Genomic DNA, 18,151 nt, shown 5'->3' with positions numbered 1-18,151 from the left:
GCTCCGCGACCGGGGCGGAGACAGCCGGGGGACGACGAGAAAAGGCGGACAGAACATGGAACGGAGCGCGAACCAGGAGAACAACCCGACACCCCCCACCGCCCCGGCCCCCGCGACACGACCACCCGCACCCGACGACGAGAGCCGCACGGGTCGGGCGGGCGGGAAAGCGAAAGCCGTCAGACGGACGCTACGCGCCCTCGCCCTCCTGCTCGCCCTCCTGCTGCTCCCCCTCCTCATCGCCGAGACCGCCCTCCGCATCAACTACACCGGCGACCCGAAGGCCGGTACGTACAGCCGCAACCGGGACGCCCTCTGGCTCGGTCACGCGTGGGTCGACGGCCGTAGGACCGACGCCGACGTCACCGCACTCGCCGCCCGGCTCGCGGACACCGGCATTCGCGACCTCTACGTCCATGCCGGACCGCTGGAACACAACGGCACGCTGCCCACGTCGGCCTATTCCAAGGCCCGTTGGCTGATAACGGCCGTGCATCGAAAACTCCCCGGCGTACGGGTGCAGGCCTGGCTCGGCGACGAGCTCGCGCCCGAGAAGCCGGACGCCATGCACCTGGAGAAGAAGGCGACGCGGGACGCCGTGGTCACGTCCGCCCGGCAGGTCGTCGGTGCCGGGTTCGACGGGGTCCACCTCGACCTGGAGCCCCTGCACTCCGGCGACCGGAACTACCTCGCCCTCCTCGACGCCCTGCGCCCCGCCACCCCGCTGCTCTCCGTCGCCGCACACCAGATCGATCCGCTGCCGGCGTTTCACTCCTTCTGGGGTACCGCCACCGGTCATCCGAAATGGTGGTCGCAGGAATATTTCGGACAGGTCGCCCGTCGGGTGGACCAGATCGCGGTCATGTCCTACGACACCATGCAGCCGCTGCAGAGCCTGTACGGCGGGTACGTCGCGCAGCAGACCAGCCTCGCGCTGGAGGTCACACCGGCGGACACCGATCTGCTCATGGGGCTGCCCTTCTACCACGAGAACCGGTTCGGGCACTGGGCGCACGCGGAGACCGTGCCGGCGGCCGTGCGCGGGGTTCGGCTGGGACTGTCACGGACGGACCCGGATCGCGCTACCTTCGGCGTCGCCCTGTACGTCGACTTCGCCGCCACCGAGGATGACTGGACCTCCTATCGGAAGGACTGGGTTCGTACGTCATGACAACCGCTCGTGCCCACCTCACCCGTGACGACCTCGCGTCGCTGTCCCGCGAGGCCCTCGGCCGTGCTCCCGTGGCCGTCACCCGGCTGCGCGGAGGGAGCAAGAAAGGCGTCTACCGGCTCGCCCTCGACAACGGCCGGAGCGCGATCGCGTACGTCTGGTCCCCGGAGGAGGACTACTGGGGGCCCGCCGACGCCGACATCCGCGACCCCTTCGCGCACGCCTCCGGCCTCGGACTCTTCCTGTCCGCCCACGACCTGCTGACCGAACTCGGCGTGCGCACCCCGCGCCTGCTGTTCGCCGACGAGGACGCCCGGCACCTGACCGCCTTCGCCGCGGTCGTCGAGGACGTCCGCGGCGGCAGCCTGGAGGTCCTGCTGCGCAGCGACCCGGGCGCCGCACGGGTGCCGCTGGCCCGGCTGGCGGGGACGCTCGGCGTGCTCCGCGCGCACGTCGCCGCCGGGTACGGGAAGGCCGCCCTGGTGGAGGAGGGCGGCAAGCCGCTCGGCAGCTCCTGCGAACAGGTCGTCGCGGACCGCGCGATGCGCGACATCGCGGAGGTGGCCGAGCGGGACCCCCGGGTGCGTGAGGCGCGGCAGGCGCTGACCGAGCGGGTGCACGAGCTCTACGACGCGGTCGAACCGCGCGACCACGCCTCCCTCGTGCACGGTGAACTCGGCCCCGACCACGTCCTGGTGACCGAGGACGGCGATCCCGCACTCATCGACGTCGAAGGCCTGATGTACTTCGACGCCGAATGGGAGCACGCCTTCCTCCAGCACCGCTTCGGGCCCGCCTACGACGTGCTGCGCACCGCCGGCCTCGACGAGGACCGCATGGCGCTGTACCGGCTCGCGATGCACCTCAACCTGGTCGCCGGGCCGCTGCGGCTGCTGGACGGCGACTTCCCGGAGCGCGAGCCGATGCGGGACATCGCCGAGTCCAACCTGCGGCAGGTGCTCAGCCTCCTGCGGGGCGCCTCCTGATCTTCGAGCCGAGCCAGACGAGGGGGTCGTACTTGCGGTCGACCGCCCGCTCCTTCAGGGGGATCAGGGCGTTGTCGGTGATGTGGATGCCCTCCGGGCAGACCTCCGTGCAGCACTTGGTGATGTTGCAGTAACCGAGGCCGTGTTCGTCCTGGGCCGTGCGCTTGCGGTCCAGGCCGGAGGCCTCCGCCGCGTCCAGCGGGTGCATGTCCAGTTCGGCGACGCGCATGAGGAAACGCGGGCCGGCGAAGGCCGTCTTGTTCTCCTCGTGGTCGCGCACGACGTGGCAGGTGTCCTGGCACAGGAAGCACTCGATGCACTTGCGGAACTCCTGCGAGCGGTCCACGTCCTCCTGGTACATGCGGTACTCGCCGGGGCCGACCCCCGCGGGCGGCACGAAGGACGGGACCTCCCTGGCCTTCTGGTAGTTGAAGCCGACGTCCGTGACCAGGTCGCGGATCACCGGGAAGGCCCGCAGCGGGGTGACCGTGATGGTCTCGTCCTGCTCGAAGACGGACATCCGGGTCATGCACATCAGGCGCGGGCGGCCGTTGATCTCCGCCGAGCACGAACCGCACTTGCCCGCCTTGCAGTTCCAGCGGACGGCCAGGTCGGCGGCCTGGGTGGCCTGGATGCGGTGGATGATGTCGAGGACCACCTCGCCGTCGTTCACCTCGACCTTGAAGTCCTCCAGGCCGCCGCCCTCGACGTCGCCCCGCCACACCCGGAAGTGGGCCGTGTAGCCGCTCATTCGTACAGCTCCTCTTCGGCGAGGTACTTGACCAGCTCCTCCTTCTCGAAGAGGGCGAGCAGGTCGGCTCGGATGGGGTCGGTGGTCTCGCGGGTGAGGTCGATCTGGCCGCGCTCCGGGTCGGTGGCGGCCAGTCCGCCGGTGGGGTCGGCCAGCCGGCAGAGCAGGTTGACGCGGCGCCAGCGGCGGTCCATGACCGGATGGTCCTCACGGGTGTGGCCGCCGCGCGACTCGGTGCGCTCAAGGGCCGCACGCGCCACGCACTCACTCACCAGCAGCATGTTCCTGAGGTCGAGGGCGAGGTGCCAGCCGGGGTTGAACTGCCGGTGCCCCTCCACCCCGGCCCGGCGCGCCCGCACCCGCAGCTCGGCGAGCTTCTCCAGGGCCTGCTCCATCTCGCCCTCCCGGCGGATGATGCCGACCAGGTCGTTCATGGACTGCTGGAGCGCCTGGTGGAGGGTGTACGGGTTCTCCGGCGGCCCGGAGTCCGGTTCCTGGCCCTCGGCGGAGAAGGGCCGCAGCGCCTCGGCCGCGGCCGCGTCGATCTGCTCGTCGTCCACGACCGGCCGCTCGTCCAGGTCCGCCGCGTAGTCGGCCGCGTGCCAGCCCGCCCGGCGCCCGAACACCAGCAGGTCGGAGAGCGAGTTGCCGCCGAGCCGGTTGGAGCCGTGCATGCCGCCGGCCACCTCACCGGCCGCGAACAGCCCCGGTACACCGCGGGCGGCGGCGGTGTCGGAGTCCACCGCGACCCCGCCCATCACGTAGTGGCAGGTCGGCCCGACCTCCATCGCCTCCGCGGTGATGTCGACGTCCGCCAGCTCCTTGAACTGGTGGTACATGGACGGCAGCCGGCGCCGGATCACCTCGGCCGGCATCCGCGTCGACACGTCCAGGAAGACCCCGCCGTGCGGGGAGCCGCGGCCCGCCTTCACCTCGGAGTTGATGGCGCGGGCGACCTCGTCGCGGGGGAGCAGCTCCGGGGGACGCCGGTTGTGGTCCGGGTCCTCGTACCAGCGGTCGCCCTCCTCCTCGGACTCGGCGTACTTCTCCTTGAAGACGTCCGGGATGTAGTCGAACATGAACCGCTTGCCCTCGGAGTTGCGCAGCACCCCGCCGTCGCCGCGCACCGACTCGGTGACCAGGATCCCCTTCACCGACGGCGGCCAGACCATGCCGGTCGGGTGGAACTGCACGAACTCCATGTTGAGCAGCGGCGCCCCGGCCAGCAGAGCGAGCGCGTGCCCGTCGCCCGTGTACTCCCACGAGTTCGACGTCACCTTGAAGGACTTGCCGATGCCCCCGGTCGCGACGACGACGGAAGGCGCCTCGAGGACGAAGAAACGCCCGGTCTCCCGCTCGTACGCGAACACCCCGGACACCCGTGTGCCCGCGGCGGAGCCGCTGTCAGGCACGGTCTTGAGGATCCGGGTGACCGTGCACTCCTGGAAGACCTTGAGCCGGGACTCGTAGTCACCGGTCTCCTTGTGGTCCTCCTGCTGGAGCGAGACGATCTTCTGCTGCAGGGTCCGGATCAGTTCGAGCCCCGTGCGGTCGCCGACGTGCGCGAGGCGCGGGTACTCGTGGCCGCCGAAGTTGCGCTGGGAGATCTTCCCGTCCTTCGTGCGGTCGAACAGGGCGCCCCAGGTCTCCAGCTCCCAGACCCGGTCCGGGGCCTCCTTGGCGTGCAGTTCGGCCATCCGCCACTGGTTGAGGAACTTGCCGCCGCGCAGGGTGTCGCGGAAGTGCACCTGCCAGTTGTCGTGCTCGTTGACGTTGGCCATGGCCGCCGCGATGCCGCCCTCGGCCATCACCGTGTGCGCCTTGCCGAACAGCGACTTGCAGATCACCGCCGTACGGGCGCCCCGCTCGCGCGCCTCGATCGCGGCGCGGAGGCCTGCCCCGCCGGCGCCGACGACCACGACGTCCCACTGCTGCCGCTCCACCGCTGACATCACAAGCCCCTGTCCCTAAAAGAGTCGCGGATCGTCGAAGACACCGGACGCGAGCAGATAGACGTAGAAGTCGGCGAGCGCCACGCTCACCAACGACGCCCAGGCGAGCAGCATGTGCCGGGCGTTGAGCCGGCCCACGAACTGCCATGCCTTGTAGCGCACGGGGTGTTTGGAGAAGTGCTTGAGCTTGCCGCCGACGATGTGCCGGCAGGAGTGGCAGGACAGCGTGTACGCCCAGATCAGCACGATGTTGACCAGGAAGACGAGGGTGCCGAGACCCATGTGGCCCCAGCGCTCGTGGGTGTCCCGGAAGGAGAGCACCGTGTCGTAGGTCAGCACGCAGGCGACCAGCAGGGCGAAGTAGAAGAAGTACCGGTGGACGTTCTGCAGGATCAGCGGGAAGCGGGTCTCACCGGTGTACTTCGCGTGCGGCTCGGCCACCGCGCAGGCGGGCGGGGACGCCCAGAAGCTGCGGTAGTACGCCTTGCGGTAGTAGTAGCAGGTCAGGCGGAAGCCCAGCGGGAAGATCAGGATGATGATCGCCGGGGAGATCGCCCACCAGCTGCCGAAGACGTCGGCGTTCGGGCCGGACGGCATGGTCTTGCAGTTCTCGGCCAGACAGGGTGAGTAGAACGGCGAGACGTACGGCGCCGAGTAGTAGTGCGCGTTCGAGAAGGCCCGCCACGTCGAGTAGACGACGAACGCGAACAGACCGGCCGCGGTGACGGCGGGCGCCAGCCACCAGCGGTCGGTCCGCAGGTGCGGGGCGGAGATCGCGGCGCGCGTACCGGTGCGTACGCCGCCGCTGTTCGGATGTGGTTCCGTACCAGTGGCCAAGGGGATGACTCCGGTCGGTTCGGGGGTCGGGGCCTGCGGGCGGGCGCTCCTAGGGGGCGTGCCGGTCGCGGGCGCCGAGACCCTCGTCGTCCGTGTCCGTCCACAGGTTGATGTCGTACGGGTCGTCGGAGATGGTCACGAGCTCGGGGCGTTTGCCCGGGGCGCCGGTGCTGGCCGCCTCCCGCAGCAGTGCCACGCTCTCGCGCAGGTGATCGGCGTCGGACCGGACGCGGCGCATCTCCAGGCCGCCGCTCCCGAGCTGCTGCTCCAGGCGGCCGACGGACCGGTTCAGGTCTTCTAGGCAACGCTGGACTGACGTCAGGTCGTCGTGCACGGACATGACGTGACCTCACTTCCGCGGACTTCGGTGTCCAAGGCGGCAACGTTCATGCGCCTGCGAGTGTTGCGCGTCACACCTGCCGATGTGAAGCCATGTGCAGCGATTGGCGGATTGCGCGCCTCCGTCGCACGCCCGCACGCGCTCTGTGTGCGCCGGGAAGGAGCGCGGCATTGCGCCGCACGGGTGGCCTTTGGCAGCCCCGGCCGCCGTGTCGTCCCCGGCCGACGGACCTCGTCCATTTCAGTGGGGTCCGTACTTCTGACGTACATGTGATCAACTCCAAAATACCCCCAAATGTGAACACACCGCACCCAAGGGGCCTCCCGGAGGTAAGCAGAGATGTCTCACCAGGGCGTCAGCCGTAGCGCCCCGTCAGGGGCGCGGGGAACTGCGCGACCAGCCCCCACGGACCCGCAGCCGAACCACGGCGGCACAGCGCGGCGCTACCGGCGAAGCCTCGCCTTCCTTGCCGCCGGCGCCCTCGCCGTCCCCCTCCTCGCCGGCTGCGGGTCCGACGACGAGGCCAGCAAGCCGCTCGCCGGACAGGACATCGTGCCGGTGGCCAGGGACGCGGTCGCCGAGGGCGGCACCCTGAAGATGGCCGTGGACGCCGTACCGGAGACCCTCAACACCTTCCAGGCCGACGCCGACGCGGGCACCACCCGGGTCGCCCAGGCCGTCCTGCCGTCGATGTTCACCATCGACGCCACCGGGAAGCCGGTCCGCAACCCCGACTACCTGGAGTCCGCGAAGGTCATCGAGACCGAGCCCCGCCAGGTCGTCCTGTACAAGCTCAACCAGCAGGCCGTCTGGAGCGACGGCCGGGAGATCGGCGCCGCCGACTTCGCCGCCCAGTGGCGCGCCCTGTCCGGCAAGGACTCCGCCTACTGGACCGCCCGCAACGCCGGCTACGACCGCATCGCCCAGATCGAGCGCGGCGCCAACGACCTGGAGGTCCGGGTCACCTTCGACCGGCCGTACGCCGACTGGAAGTCGCTGTTCTCCCCGCTGTACCCGAAGGACGTCATGGGCACCCCGGACGCCTTCAACGACAGCGCCCGCCGCAAGCTCACCGTCACCGCGGGTCCCTTCCGGGTCGACAAGGTCGACACCGCCAAGAAGGACGTGGTTCTCACCCGCAACCCGCGCTGGTGGGGCCGCCCGGCCAAGCTCGACGAGATCGACCTGCACGCGGTGGACCGGGCCAAGCGGGCCGCGGCGCTCGCCGACGGCACCGTGGACGTCGCCGACCTCGACGTGGCCGACGCCGACCGGATCACCGTCGCCGGCCGCGAGAAGGGCACCGGCCTGCCGTTGCAGGGGGCCGGGAAGACCTCGGCCAAGAAGCTGCGGTCCTGGGCGCTGACCCTCGGCATGGACGAGGAGAAGCTGCCGAAGGGGCCGAAGAAGCTCCGCAGGAGCATCGCGAAGTGGCTGGAGCAGCAGCACGAGCTGCGCGACTTCGCCGTCCGCAAGTCGCTGGAGCCCGCCTACACCCAGCTCGCCCTCAACGGTTCCGAGGGCCCGCTCGCCGACGAGCGGGTGCGCCGGGCCGTCGCCCGCGCCCTGGACCGCCAGGCGCTCGCCAGGCTGGTCCTCACCCCGCTGGGGCTGCCCGCGGTGCCGGTCGGCAGCCACGTCGCCCTGTCCGGGCAGGCCGCCTACACGGACGGCAGCGGGGCGATCGGCGGCCTCGACACCCACGAGGCGCAGGCCCTGCTCGCCGACGCCGGCTGGGTGGCCGGCGGCCCGGTCAAGACCGGCGGCAAGGCGGCCGGCGCCGAGGACGGGGAGAAGGCCGACAAGAAGAAGGACGACAGCGAGGAGGGCGACGAGTCGGACGGCGGGCACGACGGGCAGTACATCGTCGGCGAGGACGACAAGGGCTCGGACGACAAGGGCCCGGACGACAAGGGCACGGACGACAGGGACACCCGCGACCACCAGAAGGACCACGCCCACGGGGCGCCCGGTGCGTACGCGCCGAAGGGCACGGCGGCACCCAGGGGAGCGGGGGCGCCGGCCGGGCCGCTGGCCAAGGACGGCAAGGCGCTCTCGCTGCGGTTCGTGCTGCCCTCGGGGCCGGGCTCGGAGACCCTCCAGGCGGTCGCCGGCCAGATCTCGCAGATGCTGGACCGGGTGGGCATCGCGACCGAGATCCACAAGGTCTCCGACGACAGCTACTTCAAGGACCACGTCGCGGCCGGGCAGTACGACCTCGCCCTGTACTCGTGGCCGTCCTCCGCGTTCCCGGCGACGGACGCACGGCCGATCTACGCGAAACCGGTGGTGGCGGCCGACGGCTCGCTGAACGTCGAGCAGAACTACACGCGGGTCGGCACCGACCAGGTGGACCAGCTCTTCGACCAGGCGCTGGGCACGCTGGACGAGGACGAGGCGGACGGGCTGCTGCGCAAGGCCGACTCCAGGATCTGGGCGTCGGCCGGGTCGCTCCCGCTCTACCAGCGGCCGCAGCTCGTGGGCGCCCGGAAGGACCTGGTGAACGTGGGCGCCTTCGGCTTCCAGACACCCGTGTACCAGGACATGGGGTTCCTGAAGAAGGGCGCGAAGGTGTCGCCGAGCCCGAGCAAGGGGTAGCGCGGTTCGGCCGGCCGTCGGGTGGGTCGTGGGGGCTCGTCGCGCAGTTCCCCGCGCCCCTTGCGTCGGCCCGGCGAGCCTCCGCTGGAGAGTGCACGTACCATGGGGTGAGGCCGTGGCGTGTTCAGCCCGGCAGGGTCCGCGTAACGATGTACGCGCAGGCCCCTTCCTCACACTCCGGGAGTACGCCGCACTATGGCCACGCGCCACGACATCCGCAATGTCGCCATCGTCGCCCACGTCGACCACGGCAAGACGACCATCGTCGACGGCATGCTGAAGCAGGCCGGCGCGTTCGCCGCGCACCAGCTCGAAGGCGTCGACGACCGCATGATGGACTCGAACGACCTGGAGCGTGAGAAGGGCATCACGATCCTCGCCAAGAACACGGCGGTGAAGTACCACCCCAAGGACGGCGGGGACCCGATCACCATCAACATCATCGACACCCCCGGCCACGCCGACTTCGGCGGCGAGGTCGAGCGCGGTCTGTCGATGGTCGACGGTGTCGTGCTGCTCGTCGACGCCTCCGAGGGCCCGCTGCCGCAGACACGGTTCGTGCTGCGCAAGGCGCTCCAGCAGCGTCTTCCCGTCATCCTGTGCATCAACAAGACGGACCGCCCGGACTCCCGCATCGACGAGGTCGTCAACGAGACGTACGACCTCTTCCTCGACCTGGACGCGGACGAGGAGCAGATCGAGTTCCCGATCGTCTACGCCTGCGGCCGCGACGGCATCGCCTCGCTGACCAAGCCGGAGAACGGCACGGTCCCGGCCGACTCCACCAGCCTGGAGCCGTTCTTCTCCACGATCCTGGAGCACATCCCGGCCCCGACCTACGACGAGGACGCCCCGCTCCAGGCGCACGTCACCAACCTGGACGCCGACAACTTCCTCGGCCGTATCGCGCTGCTGCGCGTCGAGCAGGGCGAGCTGCGCAAGGGCCAGACGGTCGCCTGGATCAAGCGGGACGGTTCCGTCAGCAACGTCCGCATCTCCGAGCTGCTGATGACCGAGGCGCTCACCCGCAAGCCCGCCGAGAAGGCCGGCCCGGGTGACATCTGTGCCGTCGCCGGTATCCCGGACATCATGATCGGCGAGACCCTCGCCGACACCGAGAACCCCATCCCGCTGCCGCTGATCACGGTCGACGAGCCGGCGATCTCCATGGTCATCGGTACCAACACCTCGCCGATGGTCGGCCGCGGCGGCTCCGGCAAGGGCGCCGACGCGAAGGCGGCCGTCAAGGACCGCAAGGTCACCGCCCGCCAGGTCAAGGACCGCCTCGACCGCGAGCTGGTCGGCAACGTCAGCCTCCGGGTGCTGGAGACCGAGCGTCCCGACGCCTGGGAGGTCCAGGGCCGAGGTGAGCTGGCGCTCGCCATCCTGGTCGAGCAGATGCGCCGCGAGGGCTACGAGCTGACCGTCGGCAAGCCCCAGGTCGTCACCAAGGAGGTCGACGGCAAGGTCTACGAGCCCGTCGAGCGCATGACGATCGACGTGCCCGAGGAGCACATGGGCGCGGTCACGCAGCTCATGGGCGTGCGCAAGGGCCGTATGGACAACATGTCCAACCACGGCTCCGGCTGGGTCCGCATGGAGTTCGTCGTGCCGTCCCGCGGTCTGATCGGCTTCCGGACCGAGTTCCTGACGCAGACCCGCGGCACGGGCATCGGCCACTCCATCCACGAGGGCCACGAGCCCTGGTTCGGCGCCCTGCAGACCCGTAACAACGGCTCGCTGGTCGCCGACCGCTCCGGTGCCGTCACCGCGTTCGCGATGACGAACCTCCAGGAGCGCGGCGTGCTCTTCGTGGAGCCGGGCACCGAGGTGTACGAGGGCATGATCGTCGGTGAGAACTCCCGCTCCGACGACATGGACGTCAACATCACCAAGGAGAAGAAGCTCACCAACATGCGGTCCTCGACGGCCGACGTGGCCGAGTCGATCGTGCCGCCGCGCAAGCTGTCGCTGGAGCAGTCGCTGGAGTTCTGCCGTGACGACGAGTGCGTCGAGGTGACCCCGGAGGCCGTTCGCATCCGCAAGGTGAACCTGGACGCCCGCGAGCGGGCGCGCGCCGCCAGCCGCGCCAAGCACGGCTGATCGCGCCTGATCGCCGGACATCGGAGCCCGGGTGCCCCCATGATGGGGGTGCCCGGGTTTTTTGCAACCCGATTTCGGGTGGGCGGGACTCGGCCATTTCCGGGCCGGTGTCCGAAATGCGGAGATCCTCGCCCGATAGCCATGTAACAAGTCCGTTTCGTGGCCTTCTCCCCTCGAACGCTTTGTCCATTTTTCGGAAGAACTACACGCCAGCTGTGACTGAATTGAGATTTAAAGACAGTGGTCGGCACCTGGCTCATGGCAGATAGTTAGCCGCGTAGCGCTCGGGTCAATGGGTCTCGCGCTGTGGGGACAGCGCCCGACTCACGAGCATCAGGGGGTGTCTGACCCTCCGTCAGGGGTGTCGGAGGGTATGGACGGAAACCTCCTGTTGGTGAACACGTGAAGTCATGAGGAGAAGTCCCATGTGCAGTGTCACAGGCACCAGGTGGGTTCCGTCGCCGGTGACGGCCGTTCGGTCCGCCCGGTCCGACTGTCCTTGTTCGTCCGGCGGTTGGTCCTGAAACAAGGGCCGGCCGGGTAGCGCGTTCGCTCGCCTACGCGCGTCCGGCTGCGGTGTTCCCGTTCTGCGCGGGGACGCCCCCGACGCCTCATCGGATCATGCCACAGCGGTCGCGCCCCCGTGCCGGCCGCCGGTTCGGCACACCCACACCTGTGAATTGGACGAACTGTGACCAGTCCTACGGACATTGAGGGCGGTGAAAGGTCGGTCGTCGTGGACGGCGGACCGGAGCCGGAGACGAAGACCGGGACGGTGAAGCTCGAAGGCCGCTCACCCGGCCAGCTGATGTGGATCCGCTTCAAGCGCGACCGCACCGGCGTCATCTCGGCGTTCGTCGTGGCGTTCTTCTTCCTCGTCGCAGCGGCGGCCCCGCTGATCTCGAAGCTGTACGGCAAGAACCCGTACACCATCTACGCCGACGAACGCCCGGAACTCTTCGACAGCGCGGGTGTGCCGGTGCAGCCCAACGGCGGCATCAGCAGCGAGTTCTGGTTCGGCCTCGAACCGGGCAACGGCTACGACGTGTTCACCAAGCTGATCTACGGCATCCGGACCTCGCTGACGATCTCCGTGGCGGTCACCGTCGCGGTCGTCATCACCGGAATCCTCCTCGGGGTCAGTGCGGGCTACCTCGGCGGCAAGACCGACTTCTTCATCGGCCGGATCATCGACTTCCTGCTCGCCTTCCCCTCGCAGCTGTTCTTCATCGCCAGCATGCCGGTCGTGGTCTCGCTGTTCGTGAGCCCGCGCGACGAGACGCCGACCTACGTGCGGGTCGTCGCGCTGATCGCCGTCCAGTGGGTGCTCGGCTGGATGAGCCTCGCCCGCATCCTGCGCGGCACGACACTCGCCCTGCGAGAACGGGAGTTCATCGAGGCGGCCAAGGTGAGTGGCGCCTCGCCGTGGCGGATCATCCGCAAGGAGATCCTGCCGAACGTGGTGACACCGCTGCTGGTGCAGACCACGTACACGCTTCCGTACCTCGTCACCAGCGAGGCGGGCCTGTCGTTCCTCGGCGTCGGCATCGTGGAGCCCACCCCCGACTGGGGTCAGATGTTCTCCAAGGCCTCGACCGAACTCGTCCTGCAGAACGACATCACCTACATGTTCTTCCCCGGCGTCTCGATGGTCATCTTCATCGTCGCCTTCAACCTGCTCGGGGACTCGGTCCGGGACGCCTTCGACCCGAAGGCGTCGCGCTGACCGACAGTTTGTGGGCGTCCTCGCCCGGATACCGCACGGCCATTTCCTTCGCACCGGCGTACACACAGATGGGTGGAGACTTCAGTGATGAGTAGGGGCGGACGCCATGCATACGCCGCTTTGTCGATATTCGCGGCGGGGGCACTCGTGCTCAGCGGCTGCAGCAAAGGCGGCAGCAACGCCAGCGACAACGAGAAGAAGGACCAGCAGAACGCCAAGCGGCAGCAGGCCTCGATCAAGTTCGGAAACGCGGCCGACTCGACGGGGCCCGCGGCCGCCGTACCGGGCGCGAAGACCGGCGGCACCCTGGAAGTGCTGCAGCGCGACTCCTACGCCCACCTCGACCCCGGCCAGATCTACGTCTCCGACGAGGGCTCGCTCGCCACGCTGATCCACAGAGGTCTCACCGGCTACAAGTCCACCAACAACGACGGCAGCGGCCACGAGGTCGTCGGCGACCTTGCCACCGACTCCGGCACCACCACGGACGGCGGCAAGACCTGGAAGTACACCCTCAAGGACGGCATCAAGTTCTCCGACGGGACGCCGATCACGTCCGCGGACTTCCGCCAGACCTACGAGCGGCTCTTCGCGTCCTTCATCAACCAGGGCCCGACGTACCTCCAGCAGTGGCTGGCCGACACCAACGGCGCCGACTACCGCAAGCTGCTCCCGGACGGTCCCTACAAGGGCAAGCACCTGCCGGACAGCATCCTGGAGACGCCCGACAGCAAGACCATCATCTTCCACTTCAAGTCCCCGCACCCGGACCTGCCGTACGCGCTCGCCATGGCGGGCTACGCGGTCGTCTCCAAGAAGGGCGACACGAAGGAGAAGTACGACAAGGCCCCGCTGACGACCGGCCCGTACAAGATCCAGTCGTTCAAGTCCGGCAAGTCGATGGTGCTGGTCAAGAACACCGACTGGGACCCGAAGACGGACCCCATCCGCCACCAGTACGTGGACCAGATGGACTTCACGTTCAACGTGCAGTACGAGGACTCCACGAAGCAGCTGCTCGCCAACAGCGGCGCCGACCAGACCGGCATCAGCTTCAACAACTCGGTGGACGCGGGCAACATCTCCCAGGTCCTCGGCGGCGACGCGGCCATCAAGGCCCGTACGGTCGCCGGGTACCAGCCCTACGTCGGCCAGGTCAACATCAACATGAAGCACGCGGCGTTGCAGGACAAGACGGTCCGCGAGGCCATCGCCTACGCCCTCCCGATCACTCCGATGATCCGTGCCTTCGGCGGCAGTTCCGCCGCCGAGGTCGCCGGCGGCTTCATCAGCCCGACGGTCAGCGGCTACGACGCCGCCTTCGACCCGTGGGGCAAGAAGAAGAACCCGGGCGGTGACGCGGCCAAGGCCAAGGCGCTGCTGAAGAAGGCCGGCAAGGTCGGCATGAAGCTGACCTACGGCTACATCAACACCCCCGAGGGCCAGCAGTACTCCGCCGCCATCGCCGCCGCGCTGGACAAGGCCGGCTTCAACGTCCAGCGCCAGGACATCCCGGCCGAGACCTTCTACGACCAGATCGGAAAGGTCGAGAACAACTACGACATCTACCACTCCGCCTGGGGTGCGGACTGGCCGTCCGCCTCGACCGTGATCCCCCCGCTGTTCGACGGCCGCGCGATCGCCGACGGCTCGCCCAACTACTCGCACGTCAACGACGCCAAGGTGAACGCCGACATCGACGCGGCGAACAAGATCACCGACCCGGTCAAGTCGGCGGACGCCTGGGAGAAGATCGACCAGTACCTGGCCAAGGACGTGATCAACGCCGTCCCGACCATCTACTACAAGCAGGTCCAGATCGCCGGCTCCAAGGTCGGCGGCCTGGTCTACGACGACGTGATCGGCGGCATCGACCCGCGTCGCCTGTACATCAAGTAACCCCATCCGCCCGCCGGTACCCGGTGCGTGAGCCTCCTCGGGGCGACACCGCACCGGGTACCGCCCGGCCCGCCGACGTCAGAAAGCCCTTCGCATGCTGCGCTTCCTCGTCCGCCGGATCCTCGGTGCCGTCGTCATCCTCTTTCTGCTGAGCATCGTGACGTTCTTGCTGTTCTTCGGGATGCCGCGCGACCCGGCGCTGCTGATGTGCGGCAAGACGTGCAATCCGACGAGTCTCGCCAACATCCACCACGTGCTCGGCCTCGACAAGTCGATCCCCGAGCAGTACTGGATCTTCCTGCACAACCTCGTCCTGGGCAGCGACAAGTTCGCCCAGGGCCCGTGCCCCGCCCCCTGTTTCGGGTACTCGTACCACACCAACGACCTGGTCTGGGCGACCATGATGGACCGGCTGCCCACCACCGTCTCGCTCACCCTGGGCGCCGCGGTGGTCTTCCTGACCGTGGGTCTGGGCACCGGCATGATCGCCGCGTGGAAGCGCGGCACCCTGCTCGACAAGTCGGTTACGGCCGGCTCGATGGTCCTCAGTTCGATGCAGATCTACTTCCTGGGCCCGCTCGCGCTCGCCGTACTGGTCTACCAGTCGCACATCTTCGACAAGCCCGCCTACAACGACTTCCTCGCGAACCCGGTCACCTGGCTCACCGGGCTGATCATCCCGTGGGTGGTGCTGTCCACGATCTTCGCCTCGCAGTACACCCGTATGGCGCGCTCGTCGATGATCGAGCAGCTCCAGGAGGACCACGTGCGCACCGCCCGCGCCAAGGGCATGTCCCGCCAGTACGTCTTCTTCCGCTACGCCTGGCGCGGCTCGCTCATCCCGATCGTCACCATCTTCGGCATCGACCTCGGTTCGCTGCTCGGCGGCGCCATCATCACGGAGTACACCTTCGGACTGCCCGGCCTCGGGCGCCTCGCGGTGGAAGCCGTGCAGTTCAGCGACCTGCCGCTGCTGCTCGGCGTCATGCTGTTCTCCGCCTCCATGATCCTGCTGTTCAACATCATCGTCGACGCGGCCTACGCGTTCATCGACCCGCGCGTCCGGCTGTCCTAGGCCGGGCAGGAGGAGAACCGTCGTGACCACTCTGACCAAGGACGCCGGCGCCCCCGCACCGGCCGACGCGGGTGCCTTCCTCTCGGTGCGGGACCTGCACGTCAGCTTCAAGACCGAGGACGGCGTCGTACGGGCCGTGGACGGGCTGTCGTTCGACGTGGCGCGCGGCAGGACACTCGGCATCGTCGGCGAGTCGGGCTCCGGGAAGTCGGTCACCAACCTGACCATCCTCGGCCTGCACAACCCGCAGTTCACCACGGTCGAGGGCGAGATCCTCCTGGACGGCCAGGAGCTGATCACCGCGCGCGAGTCCGAACTGGAGAAGGTGCGCGGCAACAAGGCCGCCATGATCTTCCAGGACCCGCTCACCGCGCTGTCTCCGTACTACACGGTGGGCCGGCAGATCGCCGAACCGTTCATGAAGCACCGGGGCGCCTCCAAGCGGGCGGCCTGGGACCGGGCGGTCGAGATGCTCGCGAAGGTCGGCATTCCCAACCCGAAGGAGCGGGCGAAGGACTACCCGCACCAGTTCTCCGGCGGCATGCGCCAGCGCGCGATGATCGCGATGGCCCTCGTCTGCGACCCCGACCTGCTCATCGCCGACGAGCCGACCACCGCCCTCGACGTGACCGTGCAGGCGCAGATCCTGGACCTGCTCAAGGACCTGCAACAGGAGTTCGGATCGGGCATCATCTTCATCACCCACGACCTGGGGGTGATCGCCGACATGGCCGACGACATCATGGTGATGTACGCGGGCAGCGCGGTGGAGCGCGGCAGCACGGACGAGGTCCTGCGTGCGCCCCAGCACCCGTACACCTGGGGTCTGCTGAACTCGATGCCCCGCCTCGACTCCGACCTGTCCGCGCCGCTGAACCCGATTCCCGGCACCCCGCCCTCCCTGCTGACCCCGCCTTCCGGCTGCCGCTTCCACCCCCGCTGCACCTTCCAGGACCGGGTCGGCGGCACCCGCTGCGTCACCGAACGCCCGCTGCTGGGCCCCGACCGCGCCTCGGCCTGCCACCTCACGGCCGACCAGAAACGCACCATCTTCCTCGAAGAGATCAAGCCCCGTCTGGGCTAGGAGACGACACGTCATGACCCAGGACACGGTCCTTCCCGCCCCGCGCGAGGCGACTGCCGGTGAACCGCTGCTGGAGGTCTCCGGCCTGACCAAGTACTTCCCGGTCAAGGGAGGCTTCCCGATCCGGCGCACGGTCGGGCACGTCCAGGCCGTGGACGGCATCGACCTGACCGTGCACGTGGGGGAGAGCTTCGGCCTGGTCGGCGAGTCCGGCTGCGGCAAGTCCACGACCGGCCGCCTGATCACCCGCCTGCTGGAACCGACGGACGGCACGATCAGCTACCGCGGCCAGGAGATCGGCCACGCCTCCCGCAGGCAGCTGGCGCCGATCCGGTCCGAGATCCAGATGATCTTCCAGGACCCGTACTCGTCGCTGAACCCCCGCCAGACCGTCGGCAAGATCATCTCGGGCCCGATGGAGATCAACGACATCAACCCGGCCGGCGGCCGCGAGAAGCGCGTCCGCGAACTCCTCGAGATCGTCGGCCTCAACCCCGAGCACTACAACCGCTTCCCGCACGAGTTCTCCGGCGGCCAGCGCCAGCGCATCGGCGTGGCCCGCGCCCTGGCCCTGGAGCCGAAGCTGATCGTCGCCGACGAGCCGGTCTCCGCCCTGGACGTCTCCATCCAGGCCCAGGTGGTCAACCTCCTCCAGAAGGTCCAGAAGGAACTGGGCATCGCGTTCCTCTTCATCGCCCACGACCTGGCGATCGTGCGGCACTTCTCCCAGCGCGTCGCGGTCATGTACCTCGGCAAGATCATCGAGGTCGGCGACCGGGAGGCGATCTACAGCCGCCCCCGCCACCCCTACACCCACGCCCTGCTGTCCGCCGTCCCCGAGGTCAGCCTCACGGACGACGGCGACTCGGCCGGCCGCGAACGCATCCGCCTGGCCGGCGACGTCCCGTCCCCGATCTCCCCGCCCTCCGGCTGCCGCTTCCGCACCCGCTGCTGGAAGGCGCAGGACAAGTGCGCGACGGAGGAGCCTCCGCTGGTCCGGATCTCCGGCAACCACGAGGGCCACCTGACGGCCTGCCACTTCCCGGAGGAGCCGACCACGGAGGCCCGCGACGAGGACATCGTCCTCGACCCGGCGCTGGCGGCGCTGGAGGAGGAGGGGTAGCGCCCACCTGCCGGACGGCCGCGGGACTCATGCGCCGTCGAGCTGGTGGTCTGCCCAGACATAGCTCTCGGGCAGCAGGTCCGTGATGAGGACGGTCCGAAGGCGGCCGTCCTCACCGACGATGACGTGGAGAGCCGGGAAGTAGTCCAGCAGGACCTGGCGGCACCGGCCGCACGGGGGAACAACTCCCCGCTCCCGGTCGCCCACGGCGACGATGGTGTCCAGCTCGTAGGCGCCCTGAGCGGCGGCGGCACCGATGAGGACCAGTTCGGCGCAGGGGCCTCCGGTGAAGTGGTAGGCGTTCACCGCGGTGATGATCCGGCCGTCCCGGGCGCGGCCCGCGGCTGCCATGGTGTGGTTGTCGCCCCGGCAGCGGGTGCGGGCGACGTGCGCCGCGGCCTCGACGAGTTCGTGGTCGACGGGACCGTACCCGGAGGCCGTCCCCGCGTCAGCGGGCGGGGAATTCACGGAGTACCGAGCTGAGTCGGCGCAGGTCGTCGGTCTCC

Annotated in this window: 14 protein-coding genes; 9 read left to right on the top strand and 5 right to left on the bottom strand. The window is 69.1% G+C overall.

Annotation, left to right across the window (positions count from 1 at the left end):
- Positions 1–55 precede the first annotated feature (55 nt).
- Together ACZ63F_RS19440 and ACZ63F_RS19435 are read left to right on the top strand one after the other, a co-directional pair.
- Positions 56–1,171, top strand: coding sequence for a glycoside hydrolase family 18 protein (locus ACZ63F_RS19440; RefSeq protein WP_469712410.1), 1,116 nt, complete (start codon positions 56–58; stop codon positions 1,169–1,171).
- Positions 1,168–2,157 (top strand): phosphotransferase family protein, encoded by a 990-nt coding sequence (locus tag ACZ63F_RS19435; RefSeq protein ID WP_469712409.1) that lies wholly within the window; start codon positions 1,168–1,170, stop codon positions 2,155–2,157. The genes ACZ63F_RS19440 and ACZ63F_RS19435 overlap by 4 nt, the downstream gene beginning before the upstream one ends.
- On the opposite strand, the gene ACZ63F_RS19430 is transcribed toward ACZ63F_RS19435, so the two are convergent.
- The 4 genes from ACZ63F_RS19430 to ACZ63F_RS19415 are packed head-to-tail and all read right to left on the bottom strand — an operon-like array spanning position 2,132 to position 6,037.
- A complete protein-coding gene (locus ACZ63F_RS19430; protein ID WP_351958018.1) occupies positions 2,132–2,908 on the bottom strand; it encodes a succinate dehydrogenase/fumarate reductase iron-sulfur subunit in 777 nt (258 codons plus the stop codon). The genes ACZ63F_RS19435 and ACZ63F_RS19430 overlap by 26 nt on opposite strands.
- On the bottom strand, positions 2,905–4,860 hold the full coding sequence (locus ACZ63F_RS19425; protein ID WP_469712406.1) for a fumarate reductase/succinate dehydrogenase flavoprotein subunit: 1,956 nt from the start codon (positions 4,858–4,860) through the stop codon (positions 2,905–2,907). The genes ACZ63F_RS19430 and ACZ63F_RS19425 overlap by 4 nt, the downstream gene beginning before the upstream one ends.
- Before the next feature lie 15 nt (positions 4,861–4,875).
- Positions 4,876–5,697 (bottom strand): hypothetical protein, encoded by an 822-nt coding sequence (locus ACZ63F_RS19420; protein ID WP_351958016.1) that lies wholly within the window; start codon positions 5,695–5,697, stop codon positions 4,876–4,878.
- Between the two features lie 49 nt (positions 5,698–5,746).
- A complete protein-coding gene (locus ACZ63F_RS19415) occupies positions 5,747–6,037 on the bottom strand; it encodes a hypothetical protein (protein WP_469712404.1) in 291 nt (96 codons plus the stop codon).
- Positions 6,038–6,376: 339 nt separating this feature from the next.
- On the opposite strand from ACZ63F_RS19415, the gene ACZ63F_RS19410 reads away from it, so the two are divergent.
- The 7 genes from ACZ63F_RS19410 (at position 6,377) to ACZ63F_RS19380 (ending at position 17,645) form a co-directional block, all read left to right on the top strand.
- Entirely contained in the window at positions 6,377–8,635 is a 2,259-nt protein-coding gene (locus ACZ63F_RS19410) for an ABC transporter family substrate-binding protein (RefSeq protein ID WP_469712402.1), read from the top strand.
- A gap of 195 nt (positions 8,636–8,830) precedes the next feature.
- On the top strand, positions 8,831–10,738 hold the full coding sequence (gene typA / locus ACZ63F_RS19405; protein ID WP_352365210.1) for a translational GTPase TypA: 1,908 nt from the start codon (positions 8,831–8,833) through the stop codon (positions 10,736–10,738).
- A 691-nt stretch (positions 10,739–11,429) separates the two neighbouring features.
- Positions 11,430–12,464 (top strand): ABC transporter permease, encoded by a 1,035-nt coding sequence (locus ACZ63F_RS19400; protein WP_469712400.1) that lies wholly within the window; start codon positions 11,430–11,432, stop codon positions 12,462–12,464.
- Between the two features lie 87 nt (positions 12,465–12,551).
- Positions 12,552–14,363, top strand: a complete 1,812-nt coding sequence (locus tag ACZ63F_RS19395) for an ABC transporter substrate-binding protein (RefSeq protein ID WP_352365214.1) — start codon at positions 12,552–12,554, stop codon at positions 14,361–14,363.
- A 94-nt stretch (positions 14,364–14,457) separates the two neighbouring features.
- Positions 14,458–15,438 carry an ABC transporter permease gene (locus ACZ63F_RS19390; protein ID WP_352365216.1) on the top strand — a complete coding sequence of 327 codons (981 nt, stop codon included), beginning with the start codon at positions 14,458–14,460 and terminating at the stop codon, positions 15,436–15,438.
- Positions 15,439–15,460: 22 nt separating this feature from the next.
- Positions 15,461–16,522, top strand: coding sequence for an ABC transporter ATP-binding protein (locus ACZ63F_RS19385; RefSeq protein WP_457686773.1), 1,062 nt, complete (start codon positions 15,461–15,463; stop codon positions 16,520–16,522).
- Between the two features lie 13 nt (positions 16,523–16,535).
- Positions 16,536–17,645 carry an ABC transporter ATP-binding protein gene (locus tag ACZ63F_RS19380; protein WP_457686771.1) on the top strand — a complete coding sequence of 370 codons (1,110 nt, stop codon included), beginning with the start codon at positions 16,536–16,538 and terminating at the stop codon, positions 17,643–17,645.
- Positions 17,646–17,672: 27 nt separating this feature from the next.
- Here the strand turns inward: ACZ63F_RS19380 and ACZ63F_RS19375 are convergent, their stop codons facing one another.
- A complete protein-coding gene (locus ACZ63F_RS19375; protein WP_469712397.1) occupies positions 17,673–18,113 on the bottom strand; it encodes a cytidine/deoxycytidylate deaminase family protein in 441 nt (146 codons plus the stop codon).
- Between the last annotated feature and the right edge of the window lie 38 nt (positions 18,114–18,151).

The organism is Streptomyces sp. NPDC104761, from assembly GCF_055583445.1.
The sequence above is the reverse complement of the archived record's forward strand: the minus strand, read 5'-3'. Positions and strand labels throughout refer to the sequence as shown.

Bases quoted from the DNA above. Each gene is read 5' to 3' on its own strand.
- ACZ63F_RS19425 (WP_469712406.1), bottom strand. From the start codon at position 4,860: ATGTCAGCGGTGGAGCGGCAGCAGTGGGACGTCGTGGTCGTCGGCGCC.
- ACZ63F_RS19415 (WP_469712404.1), bottom strand. From the start codon at position 6,037: ATGTCCGTGCACGACGACCTGACGTCAGTCCAGCGTTGCCTAGAAGAC.
- ACZ63F_RS19435 (WP_469712409.1), top strand. From the start codon at position 1,168: ATGACAACCGCTCGTGCCCACCTCACCCGTGACGACCTCGCGTCGCTG.
- ACZ63F_RS19430 (WP_351958018.1), bottom strand. From the start codon at position 2,908: ATGAGCGGCTACACGGCCCACTTCCGGGTGTGGCGGGGCGACGTCGAG.
- ACZ63F_RS19440 (WP_469712410.1), top strand. From the start codon at position 56: ATGGAACGGAGCGCGAACCAGGAGAACAACCCGACACCCCCCACCGCC.
- ACZ63F_RS19390 (WP_352365216.1), top strand. From the start codon at position 14,458: ATGCTGCGCTTCCTCGTCCGCCGGATCCTCGGTGCCGTCGTCATCCTC.
- ACZ63F_RS19410 (WP_469712402.1), top strand. From the start codon at position 6,377: ATGTCTCACCAGGGCGTCAGCCGTAGCGCCCCGTCAGGGGCGCGGGGA.
- typA (WP_352365210.1), top strand. From the start codon at position 8,831: ATGGCCACGCGCCACGACATCCGCAATGTCGCCATCGTCGCCCACGTC.
- ACZ63F_RS19395 (WP_352365214.1), top strand. From the start codon at position 12,552: ATGAGTAGGGGCGGACGCCATGCATACGCCGCTTTGTCGATATTCGCG.
- ACZ63F_RS19380 (WP_457686771.1), top strand. From the start codon at position 16,536: ATGACCCAGGACACGGTCCTTCCCGCCCCGCGCGAGGCGACTGCCGGT.